Raw genomic sequence first — 23435 nt, 5'->3', positions numbered from 1 at the left:
GAACTCTTTCGGATACGGCTTGGGCACTGCGACATCCTCTCAGGCTTACCTCTCGGCAAGCCATCTCGGTTGTCACCTACCCCTGCAGCAGCCCCGACGGCCACCGACAGCTGATGCGCGCGCACGAGCGCCTTGATCGCACCATCGAGACCAGCCCGATCAAGGATATGGAAAGCCACCGGCCCAAGAGTCAACGCGACGAAACTGATCGTGCGCCGCATCCCCAGGTGATACATCCGCTCCACCGACGCAGCGCCTGTCGGTGTGTGCGTCCAGGTGATCGCAGCAAAGACCGCGACATCGGAGATCGGATCTTCTAGCACCGGCATCGGTACCCGGTCGACCACACCGACCACAGCGTGGCGCGCCATCCCGAACAGCCCCAACATTCGCTGAACTTGTTCGGCCGCGGTGAAAGTCATCGCGACCCGACCCCACCGCGCCAAGATCCGCGCTTCACCAGTGCCCGCACCGACGACATCGAGCGCGATTTGCTGTTCCCCGGCCAGCACCGCGGTCATGGTCGTAACGACACCGGCTTGACGGTCAAACGGTGGACGACGGACTTGACCGACCGGTGTGCTGACGGGTGAGTGCATCGTAGTCATGACTGGAATCCGTTCTGGCCGGCCGGGGAATCGGGAGAAGCGCCAGTAGGCGCGAGTCGACAGGTCGTGTAGTGCGACGAGAGGGCACGTGGCTGGGCACTCCACGATCCAGCTGGTGGGTAGAATCGGCTGATGCCTGGTCTTTCTGACCCCCTATTGATCAAGAAATTGTTCGGCCGTGCGACACGGTGCGCTTACCCCAACTGCAACGAAGAGTTGATCTTTGAAGACCGCGGGATGCTGACGCCCAATGTCGCGATTGCTCACATCCGCTCCAAGAAGATCAAGGGCCCTCGCTACGATCCGAACTATCCGAAAGATCTGCTCGACACGGAGGAAAACCTTCTTCTACTATGCGGTAAGCATCACAAACCGGTCGATGACCACGCGTCGGTATATCGGACCGGGGAACTTCTCGAGTGGAAGCGCGATCAGGTCTCGAAGGGCAGCGTACGTACGCTATCCGATGCTGAAGTGGCGCAGATCAGCGTGTATCTGAAACAGTTGACCCAAGCAGATCTCAGGGTGGAAGCAGTCGGCGTGGCCTACATCGAGAGCGCCCGGATTTCGGTGCCGCTAAATATGCTTGCGGCCCTGCCAATCTCCGTGTCCGAACGATTCCTAGGAGTCACTGTGACTAACGATGGACTGGCCCCAGCAACAATTCGTGCCGCAGGTATTGATTTGGGCGTGGTTCATTCGCCACTACACATGACCCACCTCTTTGACGACAGCTCCGCGGATCCATGTATTACGGCTAAGTCGAGTTCCACGTGGTGTACCGCCACTGACACTCTGGTTTCTGGGATTGTGAAAGTTGCGACAGAAAATGGCGTTGTGCCGAAACGGTTTCGACCGTACGCTCGTCCGGACTCTGGTGACCGCGCCGAAGGGGCGTGGCAGTCGATAGTCGACCTGCCAATCTGGAAATCGGGCATGACCGAGGACAAGCTGGACGACCTGATCGAAAAGGCGGCCGTACTCCGGCGCCGGTAGCCCCGCGTGGACCTCGATCCTCGCCATACCGACCAGACACCGGTAGCGCTGAGGCTGGGGCTCCGCACGGGCGCGACGCCAAAGCGGTACGGCGAACCCACGCCAGTTAACCTATAGCAATCTGCCAGGCCATACACTCCCGTCGCGCTCTCAGCGACCTGATGCCTACCGGGGCGGGCCCGCCACCGACGTGCTTGCTCCAGACCTACCAGAGAGCCTCCGAGATAGGATCCTCATGGTGGCCATCTCGCCATCTTCTGAATCGTGATCCGTTGACGCTGGCGGCGACTGCCCGGCGGTGAGCTGCCGCGAATCCCACTGCTTCGAGAAGATGGTGTGTCAGGAGAGTTTGTGCGTACTGGGACGCGCCAGCACCATGTACCGATCGAAGAGGCGCCACCAGCTCGCGGCAGACCCGCGTCCGGCTAAATTCGCGTGCGAAAGCGGTTTTTCCGGTGTGGCATGAAAGCGAGATGAAGACCTTCGGTGAGCATCCAGGTTTGGCGTTACCCAACGAGATGCCCAGCTGTCGTCCTGTCACGGATGCCCGCGGCTCCACGAACTGGATGCTGTCCGGAGTCCCGTGACCGATCAAAATTACGTGACTGATTGCAGACGCGTTGACCGACCACCACTGAACTAGCTCCGGCAGCGTGCGAACGCTCAGGGTGTGGACGTCGTTGTCGGGGAGCAAAAGTCGAAGAAAATGCAACATGCTCTTGGCGAGGGGGTCTAGCAAGGTCTGCTCTGTTCTTAGATCACCGATGCGAAGCAGCATGAAACCGAGCGAACCAGGATGAAGATGGCGGACTGCGACTTTGGTTGGCTCGTTGTCGAGATCGTTTACGATCGCCGACCGGTCCTCGAAACCGAGGATCTTCCTGGGCACAAGGGCGTACGGCGCCCGACCGGCATCTCCAAGGCGGGCAGCGGGCACGAAGACCGTTTCGCCTTCTGCGTATTTCGTTGGCACGATGCTATTTCTACGCCAGCTGTTTCTCGAGCAAGCGGGGCGGGTCTTAACTACTCATAGCGGTCTACAGCCTTCGAAGAACACATGTCAGCGCTCGAATCTGCGGAACGCGGTGGTCAGGGCTCTACGATCCGGATGCGTACCATACGGCTATGGAGACGTTCGCTGCGATGCTGGCCGAGGGTAGGCGGCGTCTCGGGCTGGACCAGAAGGGCTTTGGACAGGCCGTCGGTGTTGGTCAGAAGGCGGTGAGCAGGTGGGAGCGCGGAGTCGGCCGGCCGCGACGGGCGGTTGTGGTGAAGGTTGCCGACGTGCTGGGACTGTCGGTCGAGGATGTGCTGGCAGCGGCGGGATACGGCGCGGTTGCCGATTCGGCCGATGAGCTCACCTTGCCGGTGCGGGCTCTCTCGCAAACTTTGCCCTTTTCCCAGCTGTCGCCGGAGCGATTTGAGTTTGCGTGCCTCGATATCCTTGAGCATCTTTACCCGGGAGGTCATGCGTCCCGATACGGCGGGTCCGGGGAGACCCAGGACGGGATCGACCTACTCGTCAAGGTCGATGGAAGGCGTGGTGCAACCGGCCAGTGCAAGCGCCGAGCACAGTTCGGACCCCAGGATGTCCGAGACGCTATCGATGCCGTCGTAGAACCCGCGCCGCAAAACTATCTCTTTCTTGCGCGTAGCACCGCGACGGCTGCTGCGCGCGACGCTATCGACGGCGTCCCGAACTGGGAACTCTGGGACGGCGAAGACCTGTCAAGATATGTCCGCCGCCAGATGTCTCTCGATGAGGGCATACGGTTCGTAGATACATACTTTCCGAACCACCGCGAGGCGTTTCTCGATATCCCCCGGCCCAGCCCATGGCTTTCAGTCGCGCAGTTTTATGCCTCTACTTCAGGCTCTGCTACATTTACCCACAGCTGGACCCTATCGGGACGTCAGAATGAGTTGGCGGCGTTGGAAAATGCGCTGGTGAGCGGTGATCCCGCGATCGCGATCTTGTACGGCCGGGGCGGTATCGGAAAAACGCGTCTGCTGCGGTCGGTCGCAGAGAAATTCGAGGCTGAGGACTGGTCCGTACGCATGTTGCCACAAGACTCGATCACTGATCCGGCGGCATTCGCACAATTGCCTTCATACGGCAAGTCTTTGCTGATTGTCGACGATGCTCACGCACGCGGCGATCTCGGTCAGATCGTGTCGCAAGCGCAAACCCGCAATCCCGATACGCGGATGCTGATCGCCTGCCGCCCCTACGGAAAGCACGATCTTGCCCGGGATCTCGGCCGCGCCGGATTCCTGTTGTCCGAGCTACCGTCGGTCACTCTCGACGACTTGAGTCAGGACGAAGCAACTGCTCTCGCCAAGGCAGCACTCGGACCTGAGTGCGATGTCTTTGCCGACCGACTTGCGATGCTCACTCGGGATTGTCCACTGGCCACCACGATCGGCGGGCAACTCATTCAATCCGGCGCGTTGGCACCACGCGATCTCGAACAAGACAGCCGCCTACGCGACCACATACTCGACGGCTACCGCGCAGCGCTAATAGCAGCGGCGGCACACGGCGGCCAGGAACGTCGGACCGCGGTCCTCGACGCCGTAGCGTTGCTCCAACCCTTCCGCAGTGGAAGCGACAGCTTCCGGGAAGCGATAGCCGAACTGGTCGGGGTCTCCTTCAGCCGTATCAGTCCCCACTTGCGCAGCCTGGAAGACTCCGGTGTGCTCATCCGGCGCGGCGACTCGGTCCGGATCGTTCCCGATCTCTTAGGTGACATTGTGCTTGCCCGAGCATGTTTTGACGAGCGGGCTGACGTCGACACCGGATATTTATCAGAAGTCCTGGCGATAGCCCGCGATGAGGTGCTGGAGAACGTTTTCGTCAACGTGTCCCGTGTCGATTGGCAAGTCGACCACCGATTGAGCCGTACGGCTGAGCCGTTATGGACTACGGTTCAGCGCAGTCTGGAAACACGCACGATCGAAACTTATCTGCGAATTCTCAATCTACTTCGCCGCGTCGCCGCTTTTCGGCCGTTGAAGGCAATCGACGCGGTGCGGTGGATGCTGGATAACCCTCTCGACACGCTCCCCTCCAGTATGGACGTTCCAGAATTCTTTCGTCAGACATGGCGAGACGTCCTCAATGAAATTCCCGCAGTCCTCCGTGTCGCTGCACGCGACAGCGAAGCGATACCGCTCGCCTGCGCGATCCTGTGGGAGTTGACACAGGCGGAGCAGCCCGAAATCAACCAACACGGAAACCAGCCACTCAACGTACTTCACGAGATCGCCGCTTATGCTCCCAACAAACACCTAGCGTATAGCATCACCGTGCTAGACCTCGCCGAACAGTGGTCGGCAACCGAGTCGAGGCACTCACCCCTCCGAGCCATCGAGCCACTGGTCGCTACCGAGAGCCACTACGAGCGGTACCACGATTACCGTCTGTCGTTCTATCCGTTCGCAATCAATCAAGGTGTGGTGCACGCGCTTCGTCGCCGCGCGATCGAACTCGCTCTTGCCCAGATCCGCTCCGGCAACAACCGTCGGGGTGTCGCAGGCGCCGAGTTCATCGCCTTGGCGTTGCGGTACCCTACTGGCGGCTTCGGACGTCGGGTCGAACCCGAGGAGCGGCGCAGCTGGGATACCGACTTTCTCTCGACAATCGAAGGACTTCTCGCTGCTCTCCGCTCGACGGAACCCGATCCCGTGGTTTACCTGGCTGTCCTCGATGCCGTTCACTGGCACGCCCAGTACGGGCAAGGACCCGTACACGATGCAGTCGAAGCCCTTCTTGGGGCGATACCGGATACAGTCGATTTTGACATCGCACTCCAGCTTCACGACGGCTGGGGAAACCTTATCCGGGAAAAAGGTACAGAAAACGGAGAATTCGAACGCGCCACTGCTGAACGGCTCGAACGAATCGCGGCGCGAGCGGTCGGCGCAGCAGACGATCACACGCTGGTATCCCTCATCGAAGACCGCATCCAACGAGAATTCGAGGTGTTCGATCGCGACCCCAGTGGCGGCAGGCAGCTACTTCGTGCACTCTTCGATCAACGGAACACCCTGGCCGACATCGTGGTTGACCGCCTGTTCGACAACACCGAATCCCCCCTTGGCACACTCACATCAACGGTGGTCGATCTGATCGGTACTCGTCGCCCCGAACTACTGCCATCGACTGTGCGACGTCTGCTGAATCATCCCACGGCCACGGTGCAAACAGACACCGCGCTCGGCCTCGCCCGCAGAGACCGGAGTATCTGCGTACTTTACAACGGCGAGTTGCAATTACTGGAGTCCTTCGCACGTCATCCAGACAGCCGGGTCAGAGAAGCGACAGCGGGAGCCGCGAACGCCATCGCCCCGACGAATCTGCCTGTCGCGAACAGACTTCTAACGGAAATTCGATTTGCGGACTCGCCACGCGCGGCAAGCCAGGTGTTCATGGTTATCTCTGCGCCAAGTAGCAAACTTTCTTGGGCGAACCTCGATAATCAACAACGAGCGTCCATATTATCTCAGCTCACGACACTGCCGAATATTGATGATCACTGGATCATGCGCTTCCTTCGGCAACGCTCCTCTGAACCAACCGATGTCGCCCTGCATATTCTACGTACGCGCATCGAGATCGACGAGACTAGGGGACGTGTCCGAGGCTACCAACCGATCCCTTTCCATTGGCATGAGCCCCTCGCCTTTCGCGAGCGTCCAGACTTCTTGACAATCCTGCGCGAACTCCTGTCCTGGCTCGCCCAAAGAGATACATCGCAGCATCATGGAACGGGCGGTGACCTCTTCATGGCCGCAGTCGGCGCTTTCGACGAGCCAGTGCTGTCAGCGCTGCTGGAAAACCTGCGCACCGGCGGCGAACCCGAGGTGCGAACCCTCGCCTACGTTCTGAATTCCGCACCGCAGGACCTCGTTTTCCAACACATCAGCTTCGTATCCGAAGCCCTCGCCTCAGCCGCGCGCTACGGCACCACCACCTTGGCGGTCATGGAAAGGGCGTTTTGGTGCTCAGCGATGACCGGTTCAAGGCACGGAACACCGGGCCAGCCATACCCCGAGGATCTCCGCCTCCGCGACGAATGCGCACAAATCGCCAATACTCTGCCCCTAGCGTCACCAGCAACTCGGTTCTATCGGTCCCTCAGCGAATCGGCTGCACAAACAATTGCACACGACATCGATCACGACCGAGACGACCACAGGGAGTGGTGAAACAGCACAGGCTCCTCGCTGCCTCATCGCTACACGGTTTACCTTCGGCGTTGGTGACGCTGTCCCGGTTCATCGACTCGGAAGACGGATTGGTGACACCGACTGAGAAACAAAGTCGGAAGCCCGCTAACCCCCTACGCCAGCACAGCCAGTAAGTCCAAGCTCTCGACAGGCATCGACGACGATCTGATGCTACGGCTGCGTCAGGCCGCATCCGATGACGGAAATTGGGCTCCGCCCTAGATGCAGCACTGGAAGCATGGCAGTGAACGAGTAACAAAGGCCGTCTAGCCCAGCACGCGGAAGTCGCCGCTTTGATCACATCTAACGACTGCGGCCAGTGCCTACGGCAAATCGAGGAGGTGGTGCTTCTTTGCCCACTGCGCGAATTCGGCCCGTCGTCCTTTCATCGTACGACTTAGATCAAGATAGCCGTCAGACCGCAGAACGCACGGATTTGCGATCGCGAATTCACCGAGGATATCGGTCGCCAGAGTGTATGCCGCGCTGACGACCATCCTTGGGCTGGATACCAACTCGTCCAGATTCATAGTGATCCGCGTTGGAGTACCCTGTGTAGCAAGAGGGAGAGCCTCGCGCACGCGCTCATATTCGTCCATAACGCTGCCTTCGGACCACGACACCGGCCCATACATTTCGCTTGATCGACTGATGCGCTCATTCGCCGGGAACTTGGGCAGGACCAGCTGGGCCTGTAACTCACAGTCGTTGGCTGCTCCTGAGTTAACGGCATGGTGAGCCAACAACGATATCAGACCGAACAGGTAAAACTCCATGAGATCCTGGGGAATTCGCGCCGACTGACCGTTCTGCTCGACCACCGCTGAGAGAGCACCGCTATCGTCGATGGTCAGCACCGGAGAGGCCGCGAACCCTGCACCGTTGTAATGAAGCTCAGCATGCGGATACTCCGAAGCCGACCCGCGGTAGTCGTCCGCTCCTGTCACCATCGCGCGTCGAACGCCCGGTGCTACCTTCTTAGAGCCAATGAACGGCCCTGTCGGCGGAGCAAAGTATTGCACCCATGATGAGACAAAACCGTCAATAGCTGCGAGTACATGTGCGCCTGAAGCGCGGTAGGCGGGCACTGACGGGTGCAGCGAAACCGCGATCCACGGCCTCCCGGTAGTCAGACGCGCCACGCCTTCCGCATGAGCGCGGTCCAGTGCAGCTCCGTTTTCAGCCCGGCTAGCGTAACGATCGCGATAGCGTGCCGCGATCTCCCCCTCACCGAGCCAGCGAGTCGTGGCTTCATCACGCAGCGGATAGCTCAGAAGGTGCCCCTTGTTGCCATTCACTACCGCATGCGGTGCATCGGGGCTTCGCGGAACTACGATCACGTAGTAGCCCGAGGTCGGAGCCAGGTGAAGGGGACGAACCTTCACCCCTGGCAGGAATGGGCGCACTAAGTGTTGACAGATCTTTTGCATCCGCTCGGTCTCGCTGTTGCTCACCGCCACCGGTGTGGATGCAGATGCGCGGCTACTACCGTCTTCCTGAACACCAAGGACGAGGATTCCGCCGGATGCGTTGGCCAACGCTGCCACGTCCTTCGCCAACTCTCCTCTGCCCTCCGAGGTATCGGGATACAACATTTGCTTCCAATCGAGGTCACCAGCTTCGGGAACCTGATTAGCGATCGCTCGGTCGATCGATGCTGCGGTCAGCTCAGCGACAGGCACTCCGAACACCGCTGTCAGCCGCGGGAAGGTCTGCATTCATGCTTCCTACCACCATCAGAACCAAAAGAGGCCAACACGGCACTGGAAAGCATGTATCTGCCGCCGACCTGGGCTCGACTGTGTCAGCCGCATCGGCCGAACGAAGGGCTGCGAGGAATCACGGCCTAGTTCGGACCGTGCGGGCTCCTGGTCCGGACCAGGTCTCGATTTTGCCGAAACGAATAAGGAAGAGTCTGCTGATCTGGACACCGCGATCTCAAGTTCGCCCCGCGACCCGGTGCACACCGGCTATGACCACATCTGTGTCAGTGGCCCTTGCAGCAGGGGTACAGGGGTGGGGATCCCGAGCTTCTCGAAGGGCGCTCGTAGTGCCGCGTGTACCCGACTTAACCCACAACACGGAAACAACACGGATTCAACGGGAATCAATGGGACCGAGCGGGATCCAGCGGGAAGACGTCGAAAGCCAAACCTGCAGGTGACAGGCTGTCTTGAGCAACATTGAAACCCGTTGGAACACAAAGCATCTAGAGCGGCAGGTTTCTGGTTCGAGTCCAGATGGGGGAGCAGTAAAGCCCTCTACCGCAGCGGTAGGGGGCTTTTTGTTGCGTCGACAAGAAGGGTCCCTAGAGTCAGGGCGTGGGATTCCGGGGCGGAACGGGAATGTCATTAGGCGGCGCCCGAGTCGAGGACTTCCGGGTGTTGCAGGGCGCGTCTGATGTCCTCGGCGGAGTCGTCGGTTTCTGGGATTTGAAAGTGGCCGACGAGGAGTACGCGGGTTCCGATGGCTCGGAGGTGGAGGGGGATGGTTCGGGTGGGGATGTCGCGAGTGATTCCGGACTCGCCGGTGACGCCCTCCAGCACGACCTTGGTGGAGCCACCGTTCAGGTGCATGGCTACTCGGGCGGGTTGGCGAAAAGGTCGTCCGTCCTTCACGAGTCGGCCTTCCTCGGTTGAGTTCTATCGCTGCCCGTGAGTTCGGTCATTGCTTGGTGAAGGCGATGTGCATCCAGGGGTGCCAGGTGGTGCCGTCTTCGGAGCGTTCCCACAGGGCGGTCATCGAGGTGCCGTCGGGGGCGACGGTGAGGGTGGAGCGGACGGCGGCGGTTTCGGTGTCGGTGGGGGCGGCGGGGGTGGCTGTCTGGGGGCCGCCGGTGAAGTGGAAGGTGTTGGTGTCGACGATTTCCACGCGCATCAGTTCGGTGCTGCCGGTGTTGTCGTAGGAGCGGGCGAGGAAGGCGGGGCCGTCGGGGTCGGGTTCGCCGATGATCTCGATACCGCGGACCGGTTGGTCGCCGACGGTGACGTCGATGTGGTGGACCAGGAAGTGGCCGCCGGGGAAGACATCGTAGGTGTCGAAACCGAGAACGGGTATCGGTGGGTCGGCCAGGACGTGGCCGTTGGTGGCCCACCGGCCCGCGAGGCGGTGCAACCGGGAGGCGTCACGTGGATCGTCCGGCGTGGACATGTCCCATGCCTACCACGGGCCTCGCGACCCGCCAATGCCTAGCGAACAACCCGGTAAGAAATCGGTGTCGCGCGACACCAAGAGATCATGACTGTTCAACTCACACAGGCCGCGCTGCCCGCGGTCGACACCGTGCCCGGGGAGGTGCGGGAATGGCGCAGCCGTTGGTTGGTGGCGTCGGGGTTTCCACCGTGGTTGGCTGAGACGGTGACGTCCGATCCCGAGGTCGATGTGCATGCGTTGTCGCAGCTCGTCGACCAGGGCTGTGCGCCGGAGCTGGCGGTGCGGATCCTGGCGCCGTTGCAGGGGAAACCGCGATGAGTACGCTGCCGCCCACCACCTCGGGGGTCGCGCGGCCGGACGCCGATCAGGAATGGCTCACCGACCTGGTCGACGACGGACCCGCGGGCCGGCACGCGGTGCGGCGGTTGCGCGAGGTGTTGCTGCGCGCCACCCGGCATCAGATCTGGCGGTTGCGCGACCTGCTGCCCGGCGCGGGCGCCGCCGAACTGGAAGACCTGGCCCAGCAGTGCGCCGACGATGCGGTCGTAGCTGTCCTGCAACGACTTTCGACCTTCGAAGGGCGGAGCAGGTTCACCACCTGGGCCTACAAATTCGGGGTCAACATCGCGGGTGTGGCCGTGCGCAGGCAGGCATGGCGGCATCGTGAGATCCTGCTGCCCGACGCACTCGCCTGGCACATCGACCCCGCACCCACCCCGGACGCCCTCGCCGGTGCCGCCGATCTCGCTCGCGCGCTCGAAGCGGCCATTTCCCGCGAACTCACGCCGCACCAACGCCGCATCCTGCTGTCGCTGGTGGTGGAGCAGGTGCCGATCGACGTGCTGGCCGAGCGGCTGGGTAGCACCCGCAACGCCCTCTACAAGACACTCCACGATGCCCGCCGGAAGCTGCGCGCCGCCCTGATCGCGAGCGGGCATCTCGACAACCGTCCCGATCGGAGCACCCCATGACCGATCCGACTCCCACGGTGATCGACGCCCTGCTGACCGACACCAGCCCCTATCTGTCGTGCGACGAGTGCTTCGACCGCATCGACGTCTATGTCGAGCACCGCCTCGCCGACCCCGGGTACGACGACCCGGCCATGCGCACCCATCTGGCCGGTTGCGGCGCGTGCGCCGAGGAGGAGCAGACCCTGCGCGAGCTGCTCGCTCAGGATCTGAACAGGTCCTGAGCGGTAAGAAACGGCGCGCCGCCCGCAACTAACACTGCGAACCATATTCCGCGCGGCCCGACGCTCGACCGCGCCCACTTCGAGGAGACACCATGACCGCCACCGATCGCGCTGTGTCCGTCAAAGACCCCGGCTACCAAGCCTTCTGGGCTCTGCGGCTGGGGTTCGGCATCCTGCCGATCCTGTTCGGCATCGACAAGTTCACCACCCTCCTCACCGCTGATTGGACCCGCTATCTCGCCGACTCGTTCGACACTCTCGCCCCCGGTGACGCTAACACCGCCATGCAGATAGTCGGCGTGATCGAAATCGTCGCGGGCATCGCGGTTCTGCTGCTGCCCCGGCTCGGTGCCCCGCTCGTCGCGGTCTGGCTGGGCGCGATCATCGTCGACCTGCTGATGGTCGGCGGCTACGGCGATATCGCCCTGCGCGACTTCGGCCTCATGGCGGCGGCCCTGGTGCTCACCCGCCTGGCCTGGGCCTACCCGAACGGACTGCCCGCCCGGTCCTGAACCTCTGCGACCTGGGGGTTTTGTCGAAAGTTGGGATCGGTAGGCGGCGAGGGCACCGTCTACTGAACCCATGACATCTTCTCAGCTCCCCCCGAACCAGCCCCCGTCCACCGGCTTGGACAAGAAGACCAGTGCGATCCTGTCGTACGCGCTGGGCTGGTTGACCGGAATCATCTTCCTCTTCGTGGGAAGGAACGATCCGGACGTGAAATTCCATGCCGCACAGTCGATCGTCTTCTTCGGCGCGGTCTCGGTGCTCAACATCGTCCTGAGTATCGCCGGCTCGCTCCTCGGGGCCCTGGGGATCATCTTCAGCCTCGCCGGGCTCGCGCTCGGGATCTTCGCGCTCGTCGTCTGGATCATGGCCATGGTCGGGGCGAACAACAAGGGCGGTGTCCGTGCCGAACTTCCCATCGTCGGAAAGTTCACGGCCCCCTACGCCGATCAGCTGGCCGGCTCGATCAAGTAGCCGCGTATCCGAAGCGACCACGACACCCAGCAGCCGTCGGCCCGAGTCCCATCTCGGGCCGTCGGCATGCGGGCGTCCGGCCATATGTGACTGACTGTTTCGGTCGATGCAAGGCGTCATCGGCGCTGTGCGCAGCGACCTTCTGCGTTGCGCAAGACCGTCGCAGCTCACAACACGGGTGTGGAAAATATGGCTAGAACAGGTTGCATTCGGAGAAGTTACGGCCAAATGGCCCGTTGTGGTCTGGGATCGAGCGCCGCCGACCGTCGTCGGCAAAACGCCTGCACAGCGTCGATCGTCGCTGTTAAGTTAATACTCATTCCGCGCGTGCTCGGGCTGCCTGAATCGGTCGTTCCCTGCGGTCGCGGTGTGCTTGTACTCGACGAGGAGTGACGCAATGGATGGACTTAACAGGCGTGATGCGCTGAAAGCTGGTGGCGTCCTCGGGGCGCTGGGGGCGTTGGGGTTGGCGACGACGGCGCGGGCGGAGCCGTGGAGTTGGTCGCCGGAGGAATCGGTCGCCGGGTCGGGGTCGGGGGTCGACCCGTTGACGGTGTGGGATCCCGAGGCCGACCCGGTGGTGGCACGGCTGATCGACAGCGGTCAGGTGCCGCGGGTCAACGAACTGCTGCGCACCTGGACTCGCAACGGTCAACCCCTGCCCGACGGATTGCCCTCGGAGCTAAGGGATTTCATGGAATACGCGCGGCGGATGCCGCAGTGGACCGATTACGGGAAACTGAACACCGCGATCGAATTCAACAAGAAACGCGGGCTGTATCTCGGTGTGCTGTACGGGTTCGCCAGCGGGATGATGAGCACCGTCATCCCGAAGGAAGCGCGCTCGGTCTACTACTCCAAGGGCGGGCACGACCTCGAGGACCGTATCTCCAAGACCGCCAAACTCGGCTACGACATCGGTAGCAACAATGCCTATGCCGCCGACGGCGAAATGATCATCACCTGCGTGAAGACCCGTCTGGTTCACGCGGCGGTTCGGCATCTGCTGCCGCAGTCGCCGCACTGGGTGCAATCGGCCGAGGAGGACGTGCCGATCAGCCAGAACGACATCATGGTCACCTGGCACAGCCTGCCGACGACGGTGATGAAGCACCTCAACAACTGGAAGGTGCCGATCCCGCACCACGAATCCGAAGCGTTCCTGCATTCCTGGCAGGTGGCCGCGCACATGCTCGGCGTGCGCGACGAATACATCCCGAAGTCGTGGCCCGCCGCCAATTCCCAAGCGGCACAGGTTCTCGACCCGATTCTGGCGGCCACCCCGGAGGGCGCAAAACTCGCCGACCGGTTGCTGAGTCTCGGCGCCAATATCGACCTGGCCATTCTCACGAAGCCGGTACTCGGCTCTTTCACCCGGTTCCTGCTCGGTGACAAGATCGCCGACGGCCTCGCCATCCCGCGTGAGCCCGTCTGGGATCCGCTGTTGCGCTTCAGTTGGGGCCCGTTCATCGCCGTGCGCGAGGGCGTGCTCGGTGCCGTCCCGCCGGTAGGCGATGCCTACTGGTTGCTCGACGAGTTCCTGCGCAAGGCGGCCCTGACCTACCTGGCCGAACTGCGCCTACCGATCAGCATCGAGATCCCCACGATGAACCGCGACATGAGCGTCCCCCCACGCTGATCCGCCCGTACCGACCGAGGAGCATTATGCGTACCACCCTCCGCCTCACCGCCGCCGCGATCGTCGCGACCGGCGTCCTCACCGCGACGGCCACCGCCGCCGCGCAACCGGCACCTATCGCCACCGAATCCGAAACCGGTTCGTCCGCAGCCGACGCCGGCTCGGCGGCAGCGCAGTCGGCGGTCTATCTGGCCCAGAACGGCGACCTGATCGGCCTCATCGTCCTGCTCGGCATCACACCCTTCCAGATGCTGACCAGCGGAATCTGCGACCTCGCCACCATGTCGTCGCTCTACAGCCCGTGCTCACCGGGGCGCGCCCACTACGCCGTGGCGAACCCGGAGCCCTTGCCGCACAGCTGAATCGATTCGACCGCCGCCGGAGTGACTCACCGTGAACCGGCGGCGGTCAGTCGAAGCACGCTGTCGCGCAACGCAGTCTCTGCCTCGGGCTGTGTCATCCTTCCGGCTCGTACCTCGTCACCGGCGGCGTGGGAAACACCGACGATCGCGGCCACCAGCCACTGGGCCGGCACGGTGGCGTCGAACTCACCTTCCTGTTGGCCGCGGATCACGAGCCCGAGCAGTCGGTCGTTGACGGGAGCCTGCTGCTTCTCGTCCCGTTCACGCGCGAACGCGCCGACGTGGTAGCTGAGGGGAGCGGCGCGGAAGAACTTCCACCCCACGTCGAGCATCCGCAGCAATGCGTCGGTGGGTGACCCGTTGTCGAGGTCGGCCGCGAGTATTGCCTCGGTAGCTCGGGCAGTCGTGTGATCGACGACGGCATTCATGAGGTCGTTCCGAGAGGCGAAGTGCGCGTACACCGTTTGGCGTGTCACACCGGCGGCTGCGGCGATGGCAGCCATGCCCGCGTCGGGCTGTGTCGCGAGCAGTCGGGTCGCGGCGTCGAGAATCGCCGCTCTGCTGCGCGTGGCGTCCGCGCGCCGCTTCGGTTCCCGGATTCCGGTCAAAGTCTTACACCCTTGTCAAAGTTGTTCCGTCGTGCGTAAACTTTACAGCGTTGTAAGAATTCTACGTCTGGAGTGCCGTGACCCCTGCCCCGCCCCGCTCGCCCGAGCAGTTCATCGCCGACTTCTACACCCGGTTCACCGCGGCGGCGTTGAACATCGACAACGATCCGGCCGAGGTGATCGACCGGTTCCACACACTTGATGCCGTGCAGGTGGCCTACGGGATCAGGATCGACCGCGACCGCTTGATCGCCCACCTCCGTCCGGTGCGAAAGAACCTGCGCGAGTACCGGTTCGAGGTCCACGAGGCAGTCGCGCAGGGCGATCGGATCGCCGCCCGGATGACCATTCACGCGACGATGCGCACCACGGGGCCGGTCACCACCGAGGTCTTCCTCTTCGGTGAATTCACGCAGGACGGCAGGATGCGCCGGCTCGAGCAGTTGACCCGAGCGGCCTGATCGGTCGGTGTCAGTGGTTGCGGGGAGTTACCAGGCCGGATTCGTAGGCGAAGACGACGAGTTGGGCTCGGTCCCGGGCGCGGAGTTTGGTCATGGCCCGGTTCAGGTGGGTTTTGGCGGTGTGGGGACTGATGAACATCTGGGCGGCGATGTCGTCGTTGGACAGGCCACGGGCGGCCAGGGCTACGGCTTCGCGTTCGCGGGTGGTGAGCTCTTCCAGTGCGGAATCCGCTGGGGGAGTGAGTGGATCGGTGACGTAACGGGCGATGAGGCGCCGGGTGATGGATGGAGCGAGCAGGGCGTCGCCGCGGGCGGCCACCCGGATGGCGTGCAGGAAGTCCTCCGGCTCGATGTCTTTGACGAGGAAACCGGCCGCCCCCGCGCGGAGTGCTTCGAACACGTAGTCGTCGAGACCGTAGTTAGTGAGGATGACCACGTGCACGCCGGCGAGAGCGGGGTCGGCGGCGATTCTGCGGGTCGCCTCTATGCCGTCGACGTGTGGCATTTGAATGTCGACGAGCGCGATATCGGGCAGGTGCGACCGGGCCAGGTCGACACCTTCGCCACCGTCACCGGCCTCGGCGACTACCTCGATATCGTCCTCAATGTCGAGCAGGGCGCGAAACCCGCTGCGGATCAGGGGCTGGTCGTCGACCAGCAGAACGCGAATCACGATCGCTCCAAGGGTAATTCGGCGTGCACGGCGAAACCGCCGGTCGGCAGTGGCCCCGTATGCAGGCGTCCACCGAGTGCGGTGACCCGCTCACGCATGCCGAGAAGCCCGACCCCGCCCGTGGCGGTGGGCGCTGCGCGGCCGTTGTCCTCGACGTCGACGACGAGACCGTCCGCGCGGTAGTCGACGCGGACCTTCGCGGCCGTCGCGTCGGCGTGGCGGGCGGTATTGGTGAGTGCTTCCTGCACGATGCGGTACACAGTTCGGTCGACGGCCACCGGCACGTCCGTGCGGTTGCCCTCGACGGTCAACGACGTGTCCACCCCGGCTGCGCGTGCGCGTTCCAGCAGGTCGTCGAGGTGGGCGAGGCCGGGACGTGGTGCCTCGTCGTCGCGCAGGGCGGTCAGGGTCGCCCGCAGGTCGCGGGCAGCTTCTCGGCCCGCGTCCCGGATGGCGAGGAGGGCGGCGGGCACGTCCTCGCCGCGCTTGTGTGCCACGTGCACGGCGGCTTCGGACTGCACCTTGATCACCGAGATCTGGTGGGTGAGCGAGTCGTGCAGCTCCCGGGCGATGTGCAGACGTTCCTCGTCGGCCCGGCGACGCGCGGTCTCCTCACGCGTGCGTTCGGCTTCGTCGGCGCGGCGCTCGGCCTGCCGCAGGGCCTCACCGGCCGCGCCCGCCGCGATCAACCAGGCGAGTTCGAGTGCGTCGCGACCGCGAGCGAGGGCCGCGGCGGTGTCGTCCAGAGTGATCATCGCGGCTAGCGGCAACGTGACGATCAGGGCGACCGCCGCGATCACCGTCACGAGATGGTGCCCGGCGCGCACCGCGAAATACACCGCGAACAGGAACGCGACAACGGGCACATCGAAGCCGAGCGCCTGATAACCCACCGCGCACAACCCGGTCACCAACAGCACACCCACCGGTGCACGCCGACGCCCGGCCAAGGCCAGACCACTCGCGACGAGCAGCGCGTAGCCGAGCCACTCGGGGCTGCCATGCGCCCGGCTCACCCCGGTGACCAGCAGTGCCACCGCCACACCGACGGCGACCACCCAGTCGGCCACCCGTGCCCTGCTCATCTGTGCACCCTAGCCCGGACCAGCCGCCGACCGCGTCGTCCGGCAGGGTGACTCGTCGACTACCACGAACGCGGTACTCCGAGCGAAGAACGGTCCCGCCCCGCCCCATCGGTACCGCATCCGCAGCATTACGAATTGCCTACTGCGGCACGATGACTGACCCCTGCTGTTCGGCCATTCTTGAACTGATCGCCGACGACCTCCGGCACGAAGCGGGCGGCGACGGCGGCACATCGGCGCGGTGGACGATATCGCTAGCCCGCCGGCGCACTCCAAAAACCGATCGCCACCACCCGTGGCGGTTGGACGCTCCTCGACATCCGGGGAGGTCGACGGCGGCACATCGGCTCGTGGGCTGCGCCGCTCGTGCCAGGCGTACTCCGAAGCAGGTCGATCGTCGCCACCCGGTGATTCCGCCTCCGGTTCGCGGTCGGCGATCGACCGGTGCCGGTGCCGCGTCCACATCGATTTCGGCGCGAGCAGCGACCGCCCGGTCGTGCATCTCACTGACACGTCCACCAAAGGAGAACATCATGTCCACCTCGATTCGCACCCTGACTGCATTCGCTGTCACCGCCCCGCTTGCCGTCGGCACGGCCGCACCCGCTTCGGCGGCGACTGCGCTCGCCGCGTCCTACGGCATGACTTCCGGTCGACTCGTCGCGTCTTCGGCCGCGGTCATCGGCCTGCTCGGTGTGCTCGCGGGTGGCTGGGCGCTGGCCCGGCCGGCCGCGATCAGAGCGGTATTCGCTCTGATCGCGGGACTGATCGCCATCATCGGTGGCGCCTGGGTGGTCGCCACGGCCGAAGGAGGACTCGGCACCGGGAACGGTCTCGGCGGGGGTGTCGTGGCGATTGCCTTCGGGCTGGCGAGCGTGGTCGTCGGCGGACTTTCGCTCGCCCGCGCGCGCCGCGTCGGCTGACGAGGCGGGCCGTCCTCGCCCGAGCTCAGTGACCTCGCGCGATCCACTCCGCGAGCGATGGTTTCTCCGCCCCGATCGTCGTGCTGTCACCGTGGCCGGTGTTGACCGTCGTGTCCTCCGGGAGGGTGAGCAAACGGTCCCGGATCGAATCGATGATCGTGTCGAAATCGGAGAAGGATCGGCCGGTCGCCCCCGGCCCACCGGAGAACAGCGTGTCGCCGGTGAAGAGGGCAGCGAGGTCGGGGGCGTACAGGGACACCGAACCGGGGGAGTGGCCCGGGGTGTGCAGGATGTCGATGTCGGTGCCCGCCACCGTGATCCGGTCGGTGCCGTCGAGTGAGCGGTAGCCGACGGACGGGTGGGTCATCCGCCAGAGCGGTTCGTCGCCGGGGTGCAGGAGGATGGGGGCGTCCAGGCGGGAGGCCAGGTCGGGGGCGACGGTGACATGGTCGTTGTGACCGTGCGTGCACAGGATCGCGGTGACGTTCCGGTTGCCGACGGCGGCGGCGATGGCGTCGGCGTCGTGGGCGGCGTCGATCACGAGGACCTCGTCGTCGTCACCGATCAGCCACACATTGTTGTCGACGTCCCAGGTGCCGCCGTCGAGGCTGAAAGTGCCGGAGGTGACGACCTTTTCGATGCGGGCGCTCACCACACCACCACCGAGCGCAGCACGCGACCCTCGCCCATGGCGGCGAAGGACGCCTCGACGTCGTCGATGCCGATGCGTTCGGTGACGAACCGGTCCAGTGGCAATCGGCCCTGCCGGTACAGGTCGATGAGCATGGGGAAGTCGCGCTCGGGCAGGCAGTCGCCGTACCACGACGATTTCAGCGAACCGCCGTGCGAGAACAGGTCGATCAGCGGCATGTCGAGGCTCATGTCCGGGGTCGGGACGCCGACGAGCACCACGGTGCCCGCCAGATCGCGGCCGTAGAACGCCTGCTTCCAGGTCTCCGGCCTGCCGACCGCGTCGATCACCACGTCGGCACCGAAACCGTCGGTGAGGTCTTTGATCTGTTCCACCACGTCGCCGCTGGTTGCGTCGATCGTGTGCGTGGCGCCGAACTCCTTGGCCCACTCCAGCTTCCGCGCATCACGGTCGATCGCGATGATCGTGCCCGCGCCCGCGAGATTCGCACCGGCGATCGCGGCGTCACCCACACCGCCGCACCCGATCACGGCGACGCTGTCGCCGCGCGAGACCGAACCGGTGTTCATGGCGGCGCCGATACCGGCCATCACACCGCAGCCGAGCAGGCCCGCGACGGCCGGATCGGTTCCGGGATCGACTCGCGTGCACTGCTTTTCGTGCACCAGGGTCTTGTCGGCGAAGGCGCCGATACCCAGCGCCGGAGTGAGCGGGGTGCCGTCGGCGAGCGTCATCGGGACGCTCGCGTTGTGGGTGTCGAAGCAGTACCACGGGCGGCCACGCCGACACGCACGGCACTCGCCGCAGACCGCGCGCCAGTTCAGGACGACGAAATCGCCCTCGGCCACGTGGGTTACCGCCTCGCCGACCGATTCGACGACACCGGCCGCCTCGTGCCCGAGCAGGAACGGGAACTCGTCGTTGATCCCGCCCTCGCGGTAGTGCAGATCGGTGTGGCACACCCCGCACGCCTGCACCCGGACCACCACATCGTGCGGTCCCGGGTCGGGAATCACGATGTCGACGGTTTCCACGGGCGCGTTCTTCGTGAGAGCGACGACACCGCGCACTGATTCAGGCATGCGGACCTCCTAATGGTTTGCGTGGTGGCCTCCACGCTAGCCGGGCCCGCGCCGGATTCAATCCGGGATCGGCGGAATGTCCCCGGTCGGCGTGCCGAGCTCGTCCTTCACGTGGTGCTCGACGAGCAGGGGAACGAAGTCGCGCACCTGGGCCGAACCGAAATGCTGGTACGTCTCGCGCACGATGTCGGTGATCTCTTCGGGGGGAATGTTCGGGTACCGGATGGTCAACCGTTCGATGACCTCGTCGAGTTGCTGCTGCTCGTGAGTAGTCATATCGGTGGGTTACCCGATCCGAGCGCCGGGCAACAGCTGATCCCAGGTCGCCTTGTGCGTCGTTCTCGATGGCGGTGGTGGCTCACAGTCGAATCCTCACCCACTGCCAGCATGATGTCGGTAATGCGGGCAGATGCCGATCGCGAAGACTCGGTGCCGGTCTACGCTGTGGTTTGTGCAGCTCCGGTACAACTTCCGCGTCTACCCGACGCCGCGCCAGCGCAACGCGCTGGCACGGGCGTTCGGGTGCGCACGGGTTGTCTTCAACGACGGGTTGGCTGTCCGTCAGGCGGCATTCGAACAGGGCAAGCAGCGTATCTCGGACGCGGAGTTATCGAAGCGGTTGACGCTGGCGAAGAAGGATCCGGAACGTGCCTGGCTCGGTGAGGTGTCGTCGGTGGTGTTGCAGCAGGCGTTGGCCGACCTGAACACCGCCTACCGCAACTTTTTTCAGTCGGTTGCCGGAAAGCGTCGAGGTGCGCCGGTTGCGCCCCCGCGGTTTCGGTCCCGCAAGGACTCTCGGCAGTCGATCCGTTTTACGCGCAACGCGCGTTTTGCGGTGACGGCCGGTAGGAAGCTGCGGTTGCCGAAGGTCGGCGAGTTGAAGGTTGCCTGGTCGCGGGAGTTGCCGTCGGATCCGTCGTCGGTCACGGTCACCCGCGACAGCGCTGGCCGGTACTTCGCGTCGTTCGTCATAATCACCGACGATCAGGCGTTGCCCCCGACCGAGGCCGAGGTGGGTATCGACCTGGGGTTGGCGACGTTCGCGGTGCTGTCGGATGGCACGACGATCACCAGTGCGAGGTTTCTGCGTCAGGCCGAACGCCGACTCGCCAAGGCTGCGCGGAATCTTTCGCGCAAGCAGAAAGGCAGCAGCAACCGGGCCAAGGCTCGGGTCAAGGTGGCTCGCGCGCACGCGAGGGTGGCCGATGCACGCCGGGATTGGGCGCATAAGCACTCGACACGGATCATTCGCGACAACCAAGCGGTGTATGTGGAGGACTTGTGCATCAAGGGACTGGCGCGCACGCGGTTGGCCAAGTCGGTCCACGATGCCGGGTGGGGCATGTTCGTTCGCATGCTCGAGCAGAAAGCTGCCCGGTACGGGCGGGCCTTCGGCAGAGTGAATCGCTGGTTTCCCTCGACCCGGCTCTGCTCGGCGTGCGGGGTAGTTGGTGAGGCCAAGCCGCTGCATGTGCGTGAATGGACCTGCGCCTGTGGTGTCACTCACGACCGCGATCTCAACGCGGCACGAAACATCCTCGCGGCCGGACGGGCCGAGAGGCTAAACGCCTGCGGAGGGACGGTAAGTCCCGCCGCGTAAGCGGACGGCACGTCCCTGTGAAACAGGAACCCACCGACAGCGCCCAAGAGGGTGCTCGTAGGAATCTCCACCCTTCAAGATGGAGAGGACGTCAATTCTCGTCGAAAACCAGATCGGTCGGCGGGTGGGTGAGGCGAACCGTTGACCCGTCGATCACGGTGATCGCGTCCAAGCCGGTGGTGGAGTGGCCGGTGGAGATGATGAAGAAGCGGTCGGCAGCCTGCGCGAGGAAGGCGGGGAAGCCGTCGAGGGAGAGGTCGCCGTCGCCGAGTTCGAGGTAGTCGGCGAGGCGGCGGAACAACTTCGGCAGCACGACGATGTCGTCGGACAGGGAACTCGGCGAGGTGATGGCGGCACCGGTCGTGGTGGCGTCGGCAGCCCACACGCCGAGCGAACCGGCCGCCGCGGCCTCCGACACCGCGGTGAACTCCGCGCGCAGGGCGGGGAACAGGCTGCGATAGAACGTGGGATAGGCCAGACCGGTCGCCAGCTGATGGTGGTTGAGAGTGAGCCGGAGCAGCGCCACGTCGACGAATAGCTCGGCACCGGAGCTGCCCGGTGCGGGCCCCCGCCCGGCGAACGCCACGCACCGGCCGTGCAGATCGGCGCCGCGAGTGAGGATGAATCCGGGCACCTCGGCCTGGTCGGCGCTGGTCACGGTCTCGCTGTCGTTGCGGACCACGCCGGTGAAGCCGAGCCATGCCAGCAACTCGTCGGCCGCGGCGCGCGCCAGCGGCAACGGCTGATGCGTGCGGGTGCCGTGGCGGGGCGTGTAATGCGTCTCGAGGGAGTCGATGCCGTCCAGCCGCAACTGGGCGGCACCCGAGGCATTGCGTTTGACCCGGTGCGGGCCGCCGACCCGGTCCCACAGGGCCGGATCGTCGGGACGAAACCGCACCGAATCACCGTCGGGCGCAGCGCCTTTGGCAACGAAGACACCGGAGATCAGCAGAAAGGGCATCGCGGGTCTTTCGGCTCGGCTGGATCGCACAGAACGGCGCGGGCGTGGCCCAAGTCTCGACTCACCTTGCCGAACAAGGCAATACGGCGAACGCGATGGTCGCCCGCTGTTCATCCCGGCGCTACCGGCACCCGTGCCCCGGCCGGACCCGAGGCGGAGGCCATTTCACTTGCTTTCCGCTCGACCGATGTAGGCGGGTGCGAGCAGACTGTTGTACGGCCCGATGCGGGCAGGTCGTGCGGTTACCACCGCCCGGCTGGTGGTGACCAGTGGAGGTGCTCGATGTCGGAACGGGAAGTGCGGAAGGCTTCCGAACCGAACCGATTGCCGGACAGCGGGCTGGATCGCGCACGGCCTGTGGGACTACGGGCATCGTCGCGCCGACCGCACCGTCGCCCGGTCGTTCGCCGAATTCTGCGGCCTGGTGGATGTTCTCGTCGGGCTCGCCGTGCTGACGGTGCCCTGAGCCGGCCGCTAAGGGCTGAGGCGTTCCAGCACGGCGCCGACCACCAGGCACGCGCTGTCGACCACATCACCGATCGGCTGACGGTAGTCCGACAGCACCCACTGCTGGGCGATGATGACAATCGCCCCGACCAGCCCGAGCAGCACCGTGCGCACGCTCACCGCCGGGTGCGCGTCGTGGTCGACGTGCGGGGTGAGCAGGGCGAGGCAGATGTCGACCAGCGCGTCGAGCACATCGCGGTAAGCCCGGTCGACGGCGGGACTCACGCCGAGGATCTCGAAGAAGGCGATGCGCGGCACGCGCGGGTCGTCGTGGATGAGCTGGAAGTAGGCGGCCAGCGCCACCCGGACTTGAGTCGTCACATCGGTGTCGGCGGTGCTGATGCCCGCGTGGATCGACTCGATCATCCGCGCCGCGATCTCGCGGTACACCTCGAGCAGCAAATCCTCACTGTCGCTGAAGGATTCGTAGAAGTATCGCTTCCCGACACCGGCGGCCGCGCAGATGGTGGTCACCGTGGTGTTGCGGTAGCCCTCGGTGCCGAAGGCCTCGGTGGCGGCTTCGATGAGCCGGGCGCGGCGTTCCTGCTGGCGTTGCCCGGGAGCGGCGCCCCGGTACCGGCGACCGTCGGCGTCGAATCCGGGCGCAGTCACAGGGGTGATTGTGTCAGGTCGGGGTGACGACGCTGGTCGGCGGGCGGCGGAGAGCACATCGTTGCGATCGCGTGTGACACAGGCTACGTTACTTTCCGGTACGGG

At 64.3% G+C, this 23435-nt stretch carries 25 protein-coding genes; 12 read left to right on the top strand and 13 right to left on the bottom strand.

Translation table 11 applies throughout. From position 1 onward, the window contains the following. The coding region (locus tag AB0I19_RS25520) for a hypothetical protein (RefSeq protein ID WP_357151805.1) at positions 1 to 521 on the bottom strand (521 nt) is incomplete at its 3' end. 219 nt (positions 522 to 740) lie between these two features. Between AB0I19_RS25520 and AB0I19_RS25515 the strand changes: the two genes are divergently transcribed. Next, entirely contained in the window at positions 741 to 1604 is an 864-nt protein-coding gene (locus AB0I19_RS25515) for an HNH endonuclease signature motif containing protein (RefSeq protein ID WP_357151802.1), read from the top strand. A 205-nt stretch (positions 1605 to 1809) separates the two neighbouring features. On the opposite strand, the gene AB0I19_RS25510 is transcribed toward AB0I19_RS25515, so the two are convergent. Next, on the bottom strand, positions 1810 to 2577 hold the full coding sequence (locus tag AB0I19_RS25510; RefSeq protein ID WP_357151799.1) for a hypothetical protein: 768 nt from the start codon (positions 2575 to 2577) through the stop codon (positions 1810 to 1812). A 152-nt stretch (positions 2578 to 2729) separates the two neighbouring features. On the opposite strand from AB0I19_RS25510, the gene AB0I19_RS25505 reads away from it, so the two are divergent. After that, entirely contained in the window at positions 2730 to 6815 is a 4086-nt protein-coding gene (locus AB0I19_RS25505) for a helix-turn-helix domain-containing protein (RefSeq protein ID WP_357151796.1), read from the top strand. Positions 6816 to 7159: 344 nt separating this feature from the next. Here AB0I19_RS25505 and AB0I19_RS25500 read toward each other — a convergent pair whose 3' ends face one another. The 3 genes from AB0I19_RS25500 to AB0I19_RS25490 form a co-directional block, all read right to left on the bottom strand. Then, a complete protein-coding gene (locus tag AB0I19_RS25500; RefSeq protein WP_357151794.1) occupies positions 7160 to 8554 on the bottom strand; it encodes an ATP-binding protein in 1395 nt (464 codons plus the stop codon). A gap of 633 nt (positions 8555 to 9187) precedes the next feature. Continuing rightward, positions 9188 to 9412 carry a hypothetical protein gene (locus AB0I19_RS25495; RefSeq protein WP_357151792.1) on the bottom strand — a complete coding sequence of 75 codons (225 nt, stop codon included), beginning with the start codon at positions 9410 to 9412 and terminating at the stop codon, positions 9188 to 9190. An 88-nt stretch (positions 9413 to 9500) separates the two neighbouring features. After that, on the bottom strand, positions 9501 to 9986 hold the full coding sequence (locus tag AB0I19_RS25490; protein WP_357151789.1) for a hypothetical protein: 486 nt from the start codon (positions 9984 to 9986) through the stop codon (positions 9501 to 9503). Positions 9987 to 10073: 87 nt separating this feature from the next. On the opposite strand from AB0I19_RS25490, the gene AB0I19_RS25485 reads away from it, so the two are divergent. The 7 genes from AB0I19_RS25485 (at position 10074) to AB0I19_RS25455 (ending at position 14166) form a co-directional block, all read left to right on the top strand. Next, entirely contained in the window at positions 10074 to 10307 is a 234-nt protein-coding gene (locus AB0I19_RS25485) for a hypothetical protein (protein WP_357151786.1), read from the top strand. After that, positions 10304 to 10960 (top strand): sigma-70 family RNA polymerase sigma factor, encoded by a 657-nt coding sequence (locus AB0I19_RS25480; protein WP_357151783.1) that lies wholly within the window; start codon positions 10304 to 10306, stop codon positions 10958 to 10960. The genes AB0I19_RS25485 and AB0I19_RS25480 overlap by 4 nt, the downstream gene beginning before the upstream one ends. Beyond that, positions 10957 to 11184, top strand: coding sequence for a hypothetical protein (locus AB0I19_RS25475; RefSeq protein WP_357151780.1), 228 nt, complete (start codon positions 10957 to 10959; stop codon positions 11182 to 11184). Before AB0I19_RS25480 ends, AB0I19_RS25475 begins: the two co-directional genes overlap by 4 nt. Before the next feature lie 92 nt (positions 11185 to 11276). Then, entirely contained in the window at positions 11277 to 11696 is a 420-nt protein-coding gene (locus AB0I19_RS25470; protein ID WP_357151778.1) for a hypothetical protein, read from the top strand. 70 nt (positions 11697 to 11766) lie between these two features. Next, the gene (locus tag AB0I19_RS25465; protein ID WP_357151775.1) at positions 11767 to 12165 is read left to right on the top strand and encodes a DUF4870 domain-containing protein; all 399 of its coding nucleotides are present in this window, start codon (positions 11767 to 11769) and stop codon (positions 12163 to 12165) included. A gap of 397 nt (positions 12166 to 12562) precedes the next feature. Then, positions 12563 to 13804, top strand: coding sequence for an oxygenase MpaB family protein (locus AB0I19_RS25460; protein ID WP_357151773.1), 1242 nt, complete (start codon positions 12563 to 12565; stop codon positions 13802 to 13804). 26 nt (positions 13805 to 13830) lie between these two features. Continuing rightward, a complete protein-coding gene (locus AB0I19_RS25455; RefSeq protein ID WP_357151770.1) occupies positions 13831 to 14166 on the top strand; it encodes a hypothetical protein in 336 nt (111 codons plus the stop codon). A 26-nt stretch (positions 14167 to 14192) separates the two neighbouring features. Here the strand turns inward: AB0I19_RS25455 and AB0I19_RS25450 are convergent, their stop codons facing one another. After that, positions 14193 to 14774 carry a TetR/AcrR family transcriptional regulator gene (locus AB0I19_RS25450; protein ID WP_357151768.1) on the bottom strand — a complete coding sequence of 194 codons (582 nt, stop codon included), beginning with the start codon at positions 14772 to 14774 and terminating at the stop codon, positions 14193 to 14195. A gap of 77 nt (positions 14775 to 14851) precedes the next feature. Here AB0I19_RS25450 and AB0I19_RS25445 point away from each other — a divergent pair, with 77 nt between their 5' ends. Then, positions 14852 to 15235, top strand: a complete 384-nt coding sequence (locus tag AB0I19_RS25445; protein ID WP_357151765.1) for a nuclear transport factor 2 family protein — start codon at positions 14852 to 14854, stop codon at positions 15233 to 15235. A gap of 10 nt (positions 15236 to 15245) precedes the next feature. On the opposite strand, the gene AB0I19_RS25440 is transcribed toward AB0I19_RS25445, so the two are convergent. Beyond that, entirely contained in the window at positions 15246 to 15908 is a 663-nt protein-coding gene (locus AB0I19_RS25440) for a response regulator transcription factor (RefSeq protein WP_357151762.1), read from the bottom strand. After that, a complete protein-coding gene (locus AB0I19_RS25435) occupies positions 15905 to 16993 on the bottom strand; it encodes a sensor histidine kinase (RefSeq protein WP_357151760.1) in 1089 nt (362 codons plus the stop codon). Before AB0I19_RS25435 ends, AB0I19_RS25440 begins: the two co-directional genes overlap by 4 nt. 533 nt (positions 16994 to 17526) lie before the next feature. Between AB0I19_RS25435 and AB0I19_RS25430 the strand changes: the two genes are divergently transcribed. Beyond that, entirely contained in the window at positions 17527 to 17916 is a 390-nt protein-coding gene (locus AB0I19_RS25430; protein WP_357151758.1) for a DUF6223 family protein, read from the top strand. A gap of 25 nt (positions 17917 to 17941) precedes the next feature. Here AB0I19_RS25430 and AB0I19_RS25425 read toward each other — a convergent pair whose 3' ends face one another. The 3 genes from AB0I19_RS25425 to AB0I19_RS25415 are packed head-to-tail and all read right to left on the bottom strand — an operon-like array spanning position 17942 to position 19926. Then, positions 17942 to 18568, bottom strand: coding sequence for an MBL fold metallo-hydrolase (locus AB0I19_RS25425; RefSeq protein WP_357151755.1), 627 nt, complete (start codon positions 18566 to 18568; stop codon positions 17942 to 17944). Further along, entirely contained in the window at positions 18565 to 19650 is a 1086-nt protein-coding gene (locus tag AB0I19_RS25420; protein ID WP_067486903.1) for an S-(hydroxymethyl)mycothiol dehydrogenase, read from the bottom strand. Before AB0I19_RS25420 ends, AB0I19_RS25425 begins: the two co-directional genes overlap by 4 nt. Before the next feature lie 57 nt (positions 19651 to 19707). Then, complete coding sequence (locus AB0I19_RS25415) at positions 19708 to 19926, bottom strand: three-helix bundle dimerization domain-containing protein (RefSeq protein WP_067642265.1); 219 nt, start codon at positions 19924 to 19926, stop codon at positions 19708 to 19710. Between the two features lie 175 nt (positions 19927 to 20101). Between AB0I19_RS25415 and AB0I19_RS25410 the strand changes: the two genes are divergently transcribed. Next, on the top strand, positions 20102 to 21250 hold the full coding sequence (locus AB0I19_RS25410) for a transposase (protein ID WP_357151752.1): 1149 nt from the start codon (positions 20102 to 20104) through the stop codon (positions 21248 to 21250). A 91-nt stretch (positions 21251 to 21341) separates the two neighbouring features. On the opposite strand, the gene AB0I19_RS25405 is transcribed toward AB0I19_RS25410, so the two are convergent. Both AB0I19_RS25405 and AB0I19_RS25400 read right to left on the bottom strand, forming a co-directional pair. After that, positions 21342 to 22211 carry a hypothetical protein gene (locus AB0I19_RS25405; protein ID WP_357151749.1) on the bottom strand — a complete coding sequence of 290 codons (870 nt, stop codon included), beginning with the start codon at positions 22209 to 22211 and terminating at the stop codon, positions 21342 to 21344. Between the two features lie 474 nt (positions 22212 to 22685). Next, positions 22686 to 23330: a TetR/AcrR family transcriptional regulator gene (locus AB0I19_RS25400; RefSeq protein ID WP_067486909.1), complete on the bottom strand. Its 645-nt coding sequence runs from the start codon at positions 23328 to 23330 to the stop codon at positions 22686 to 22688. Positions 23331 to 23435 lie beyond the last annotated feature (105 nt).

The sequence above is a fragment of the Nocardia sp. NPDC050413 genome (assembly GCF_040655475.1).
Lineage (GTDB): Bacteria > Actinomycetota > Actinomycetes > Mycobacteriales > Mycobacteriaceae > Nocardia > Nocardia coubleae.
Note: the sequence above shows the minus strand (reverse complement) of the source record. Positions and strands in the feature narration are given on the sequence as shown.